The following is a 965-nucleotide window of genomic DNA, read 5'->3' as shown; positions in this document are numbered from 1 at the left end:
GTCGAATTCGGGTTGATACCGGCCTCTCGCCCATTCGCGCATGGCGCGATGCTCGGGATGACGCGGGTCGGACCACGCAGCAAGAAACTCGGCATAGCCCGGTGGGCCGCCGACGTCTTCCGGCGGGCAAGCGCCGGTGCCGGTGAGCAACTGGGGACGTTCGACGTGCGCGACCGATCGCACCACGTCAATCGTGTGCCACCAATCGTCCCCAAAATCATACAGGTAGGTGAATCGGTCGCCGGGTTTCAACTGCACCTCCGACATCGCGTGCTGTGCGGCGTCCCACTCGTCGGGGGCGTGACTGAGTTCGCCATCCGGCATACTGATGGTTTGGGCGCCCACGCGGAACTCAAAGAGATGCGTGTCCGTCCACCCCATGGCCGCTTGGATGACATCGTGCAAGCCGAGAAACGTTAAAGAGGATGGGACGAGCACCCGCCGTGCAATCAGGGGATGAATGTGATTCAACGTGATGACGAGTTCCCATCCTGGTGTACCCTCAGCCATCGCGATCCTCCCGGTTAGTTCGGTTGTGCTTATTATCGCATATGGGCGATACGTTGCCAAACGGGAGCGTTGTATGGTTTGATGGAACGTGAAGGCGGCCGATGTGTCGCGGGAGATCAGGGGGCGCAGTGAAGCTGGGCTTGCTGTGTTCGTGGCCTAGAAATTGTCACGAATGACCGTGACGCGACGTGTGGGGCACCCGCATGCCGGGGTCGTGAGGAGTCCGCACCCGGCATGACGGGTCTCCATTGGGCGTGGCATGGCTGGGTCGTCACCCGCCTCCATCAAGCGCGGGACCTTTCTGGGGCGTCAGTCCTGATCGTGAGCTTGATACCACGTCATCAGGTCTGCCCACGTCATGGAAGGAGCTGTGGGCTGGGCATGTCCGGTCTGCTCCGGTACCTCAGGTGTCGCCAACGCGTCGGCGGGAATGTCAAACACCAAAGCCAGAATGT

1 protein-coding gene is annotated in these 965 nt (G+C 61.2%); it reads right to left on the bottom strand.

Annotated elements, in window-relative coordinates; translation table 11 throughout:
• Positions 1 to 510 (bottom strand): plasmid pRiA4b ORF-3 family protein (locus HIJ39_RS23135; RefSeq protein ID WP_169103371.1); only part of this gene is annotated, 510 nt, incomplete at its 3' end.
• Between the last annotated feature and the right edge of the window lie 455 nt (positions 511 to 965).

Source organism: Sulfobacillus harzensis (assembly GCF_012933365.1).
Taxonomy (GTDB): domain Bacteria; phylum Bacillota; class Sulfobacillia; order Sulfobacillales; family Sulfobacillaceae; genus Sulfobacillus_B; species Sulfobacillus_B harzensis.
This window is presented reverse-complemented; position numbering and strand designations above follow the sequence as displayed.